The sequence below is a fragment of the Limosilactobacillus reuteri genome (assembly GCF_002254085.1).
Classification (GTDB): domain Bacteria; phylum Bacillota; class Bacilli; order Lactobacillales; family Lactobacillaceae; genus Limosilactobacillus; species Limosilactobacillus reuteri_K.
In genome coordinates this window covers 1-4,398 of the sequence record NZ_NGPY01000037.1, presented here as the reverse complement: position 1 = coordinate 4,398, position 4,398 = coordinate 1, and the positions used below count along the sequence as shown (strand labels likewise).

Below are 4,398 nucleotides of genomic sequence, written 5' to 3'. Positions count from 1 at the left end.
AAGTCGCTGCCTTGATTTGCGCATGGATATAGTTAACTTCGAAAGTTGGCAGTTGGGTCTGCTTCCGACCACAACGACGCTTATGACGCTGATAAGTCTGAAGATATTGGTCGATGGTTTTACCGGCGTTGAGGAAACGATAAACACGATAGATGGTTTCTTGACTACGCTGAAGTAATTTAGCAGCCCGATAAGCTTTAGTACCTTGATACCAAAAATCAGCTATGAGAGTTAATTCACGTGTGGTAAGATGTTTATAGGTCATTTGTGATTGCCTTTCTTTTGATTAGGGATATTCAAAAGTCTATCACAAATGGCTTTTTATTTTTTCTAACTTAATTTTACAAACGACGTTTTAATAAATAAAAATCTGATATTGGTATAGAAAGTAATATTTCTATATCAACACCAGATATTGTAGAGCCTATAGGGGCTATTATTTTTTAATTAGGATAAATAGCCCCTAAAATAATGATGCAATTGCGACGAACAAAATGTAACATTGCAGTTGACAATATATTTGAGACTATTGCTTTACTTACTACCCCTATGTATCGCAATAATGATAATGAATTTTAGGACAGGAGTAAATTGACAATGGAGTTTGCAATGCAATTAAAAAAGTTACGAACAGATAAAGGTTTATCACAAGAAGATATCGCACAAAAGATTCATGTGACAAGACAAGCTGTTTCACGATGGGAGGCTGGTTCCTCTGTTCCTGACTTAGAAACAGCCGTTCAGTTGGCAGCTTTCTTTGACGTAAGTCTTGACTGGCTAGTATTAGACAAGCAACCAGCCGATAATGTTACAAATCAAGATATATTAAATGCAGTCAACGAGCTAAGAGACGACATCGATGATCTAAGTGATGATATTGATGATTTAGATGATGGCGGTGTTGGTTTTAGTGATAATAGAAAATCATTTGGTAGTTTTCTCGAGGATAATTGGTTTCTAATTATAGTTATGTGTGTCCTTGTATATATGGGATTCCATGGAGGTATCAGCTCCTGGAACGGTAAATTTTTCTAATAAAAGGAGAGTAGCATGAAACAACACGTTCTACCCATCAAAGACACCAACATTCTACACGAAGTCCAGGACACTTTACTCAATAATTTCCGCTATGGGCGCCGAAACTACACCATCTTTCAAGTTGGCAAGGCTACTCTGCTCAGAGTGAGTGATGTATTGGCTCTCAGACGAAATGAAATCTTTGACAACGATGGGACTATCAAGAAAAATGCGTATATTCGCGATCAAAAGACCAATAAACCCAATATTTTGTACCTAAAACCGGTTAAACAGGATTTACTAGATTATTATGCTTGGCTTCAGGAAAATAATATTCAATCCGAATGGCTCTTTCCATCAACTACTCATCAAGACCGTCACATTACCGAAAAACAGTTTTACAAAATTATGGCCAAAACTGGCGACCTTCTCGGCATCAACTATCTTGGCACCCACACCATGCGCAAGACCGGCGCTTATCGGGTCTACATTCAGACCAACTACAACATCGGTCTAGTCATGAGCTTGCTCAACCATTCCAGCGAAGCGATGACCTTGCACTACCTCGGACTCGACCAGGTCTCTCGAGAGAAACTGCTCGATGAGGTCGATTTTGGCTAATAAAAAACAAAGGACTATTTAGGAGGAAAATTTTGTTATTTATTATTTTAGGCGCTTTTTGGACTATTTACGAATCCGTATCCATAGTTGTGCTATCCTTCCCTAGCTCAAGAGCATCTGACGAAGAAATTGCATCTTGGTGGTCCCTTTTTTTATAGACTAGTTATCTGGTTGAGCAAAAATAAAGTGGCCACTCTTGCCACCGTCTTTTTCGACTAGGTGAACATCACCAATAACCATTCCCCGGTCAATTGCTTTACACATATCATAAATTGTTAATAAGGCAGTTTGAATAGCTAATAGTGCTTCAATTTCCACGCCGGTGACATGCTTCGTCTTAACTACTGCATCAGCAGTAATCGTATCATAACCATTGTTATGAAAATGAATGTCGACCCCGGTCAAAGGAATCAAGTGGCACATGGGGATTAGTTCGGCGGTCCGTTTTGCCGCCATAATTCCGGCCACTTGGGCGACGGCCAGAACGTCGCCTTTTTTAATATGGCCAGCGGTAATTTGCTGGAGGGTAGTCGGGTGCATATGAATCTGACCGGTTGCCCGAGCAAAGCGCGCCGTCACCTTTTTAGCGGTCACGTCAACCATGCGGGCCCGGTCCTGGTCATTAAAGTGGGTAAGCTTATCTGCCATAATTATTGTTACTCCTTTTAGTAATTGATTGAGAAGTTAAATTGAGGGATGAAAGACAGTTTCAGCGGGCAAAAGCGTTGTGCTGCTTGCGGAATGGTGGCCATTAATAATCCGTGAAACTGTTGTAACGGAAACGCCGGCCGCTTTAGCAACGTCGCCAATGGTTACACGCTGGTTCATTTTTCATCATCCTTAAAAGTTACTATTACTAGGATAGCATTAGATGGCGGGGAAACTGCAATAGATTTTAAGTAGTAAATAAAAATAATTAATATTATGGCAGATTGCAAGAAATAACTTGAACGAATTTAGTGACGTAGATTAAGCAAGAAGATCTCGATTGGTGTATGCCAATTAAGACATTTAAGTGGCCGTGAATTCAGATACCAATTGATTTGAACTAGTTGATAATCACTTAGTTCTTCAATGGCTTGTCCCTTAGGAATAAACCGTCGCAAAACTCGGTTACGGTTCTCATTACTACCGCGTTCATGTGGTGAATAAGCATAGGCAAAATAAAATTCAGGGAAAAACCCAATTTAATCATCTCGTAGGATCATTAATAATTAATATAGATAGATATTATTAAGATAATGAGGCGGATATTAATGAAGCAGCTTTATGATCATTTTCAACGAAAAATTGATTATCTCCGGCTTTCGATAACTGACCGGTGTAACTTACGGTGTGTTTATTGTATGCCCGCGGCCGGATTAGACTTTTTCTCCCAAGATAAAATTATGAGTCAGGACGAGATTGTCCGATTAGTCCAAAATTTTGCCCGATTAGGGGTTACAAAGGTGCGTTTGACCGGCGGCGAGCCATTGCTGCGGAGGGATTTAGCTACGATTATCTACCGAATTCGGCAAATTCCAGAAATAACTGATATTTCAGCTACAACTAACGGTACCGCCCTTAAGTACCAGGCAAAAGACCTTAAAGAAGCAGGATTAGATCGGCTGAATATTTCATTAGATACCTTTGACCCTGAGGTTTATAAGAAAATGACCCGTGGTGGTAATATTAAGCACGTTCTTCAAGGAATTGCGGCAGCTGAGCGGGAAAACTTTAAAATCATCAAGATCAACACAGTCGTCGTCCGGGGAGAAAACGATCAGGAGATAATGGACTTTATCAACTACACGAAGGATCATAAAATTAATGTGCGCTTTATTGAGTATATGCCTATTGGTCAAGAGATTAGTGATTGGCAACAGGAATATGTGCCATTAACGCACATCTTTGATGAATGTCGCCGGGCCGGACTTAAATATTCACCGTTAACGTTACCGGGTAATGGGCCTGCAGATAACTACCAGATTGCCGGCTACCAGGGAAGCTTTGGGCTAATTCACCCCATCTCTGAACGGTTCTGCAAGTCGTGTGATCGAATTAGAATTACTGCAGATGGATACGTTAAAGCCTGTTTATATTGGAACGAAGAGCTAAATATTCGTCCAATGATAAATGATTTTACGGCGTTTAAACACGTTGTTCAAACGGCGTTAGACAATAAGCCACTCAATCACCAGATGGCGATGAAAAATCCCCAGCAGATTATTAGCCCTGCGCCGACCTGGCGGCATATGAGTCAGATTGGTGGTTAGCATTATGGCAGCAGATCAAAATACTGGCGCACCATTTTCACCGGTTGAAAATCGGGTCATGACCGCTTTGCAATCTGTAATTGATCCAGAGTTAGGCATCGATATTGTTAACTTAGGATTGATTTATGATGTTCATGTTAATAAACAATGTTTATGTGTGATTACGATGACGTTAACTACCATGGGATGTCCGGTTAGCAGTATGTTAAGTCAGCAAATAATTGAACAAACCCTTGCGGTCAAAGGGGTCAACAGTTGTAAGATTGATCTCGTTTGGCAGCCGCAGTGGAATCAAGATATGATGACCCGTTACGCAAAGATTGCCCTTGGCATTCACTCGTAGTAAGTAATGAAAAGAGAACCACAAGTATCTAAAAATGACGTGTACCCTTAAAGTTGGAACCTGTATGTTCTTGCTTTAAAATTGAATAAATATTTTTCTAGGCAACTAGATTCTGCTCATATTGAAGTGGAGTTTGGTTGCCTAGTTTTGTATGAATACGGC

Annotated in this window: 5 protein-coding genes and 3 pseudogenes; 4 read left to right on the top strand and 4 right to left on the bottom strand. The window is 40.2% G+C overall.

What is annotated here, in order from left to right:
• Positions 1-265, bottom strand: a pseudogene (locus CBG10_RS07445) (IS30 family transposase); the annotation flags it as partial.
• Positions 266-597: 332 nt separating this feature from the next.
• Between CBG10_RS07445 and CBG10_RS07440 the strand changes: the two are divergent.
• Together CBG10_RS07440 and CBG10_RS07435 are read left to right on the top strand one after the other, a co-directional pair.
• On the top strand, positions 598-1,035 hold the full coding sequence (locus CBG10_RS07440) for a helix-turn-helix transcriptional regulator (protein WP_225361554.1): 438 nt from the start codon (positions 598-600) through the stop codon (positions 1,033-1,035).
• Positions 1,036-1,050: 15 nt separating this feature from the next.
• The gene (locus CBG10_RS07435; protein ID WP_094512163.1) at positions 1,051-1,638 is read left to right on the top strand and encodes a site-specific integrase; all 588 of its coding nucleotides are present in this window, start codon (positions 1,051-1,053) and stop codon (positions 1,636-1,638) included.
• Positions 1,639-1,797: 159 nt separating this feature from the next.
• On the opposite strand, the gene moaC is transcribed toward CBG10_RS07435, so the two are convergent.
• From moaC to CBG10_RS07420, 3 genes and pseudogenes are all read right to left on the bottom strand, one after another.
• Positions 1,798-2,286, bottom strand: coding sequence for a cyclic pyranopterin monophosphate synthase MoaC (gene moaC / locus CBG10_RS07430; protein ID WP_094512162.1), 489 nt, complete (start codon positions 2,284-2,286; stop codon positions 1,798-1,800).
• Between the two features lie 72 nt (positions 2,287-2,358).
• Positions 2,359-2,466, bottom strand: a pseudogene (locus tag CBG10_RS11060) (LacI family DNA-binding transcriptional regulator); the annotation flags it as partial.
• Between the two features lie 128 nt (positions 2,467-2,594).
• Positions 2,595-2,804: pseudogene (locus CBG10_RS07420) on the bottom strand (transposase); the annotation flags it as partial.
• Between the two features lie 90 nt (positions 2,805-2,894).
• On the opposite strand from CBG10_RS07420, the gene moaA reads away from it, so the two are divergent.
• Entirely contained in the window at positions 2,895-3,893 is a 999-nt protein-coding gene (gene moaA / locus CBG10_RS07415; RefSeq protein WP_094512160.1) for a GTP 3',8-cyclase MoaA, read from the top strand.
• A gap of 4 nt (positions 3,894-3,897) precedes the next feature.
• A complete protein-coding gene (locus CBG10_RS07410; protein ID WP_019252574.1) occupies positions 3,898-4,236 on the top strand; it encodes a metal-sulfur cluster assembly factor in 339 nt (112 codons plus the stop codon).
• Positions 4,237-4,398: the final 162 nt, after the last annotated feature.

Coding starts and splice junctions, on each gene's coding strand:
- moaA (WP_094512160.1), top strand. CDS start 2,895: ATGAAGCAGCTTTATGATCATTTTCAACGAAAAATTGATTATCTCCGG.
- CBG10_RS07410 (WP_019252574.1), top strand. CDS start 3,898: ATGGCAGCAGATCAAAATACTGGCGCACCATTTTCACCGGTTGAAAAT.
- CBG10_RS07440 (WP_225361554.1), top strand. CDS start 598: ATGGAGTTTGCAATGCAATTAAAAAAGTTACGAACAGATAAAGGTTTA.
- CBG10_RS07435 (WP_094512163.1), top strand. CDS start 1,051: ATGAAACAACACGTTCTACCCATCAAAGACACCAACATTCTACACGAA.
- moaC (WP_094512162.1), bottom strand. CDS start 2,286: ATGGCAGATAAGCTTACCCACTTTAATGACCAGGACCGGGCCCGCATG.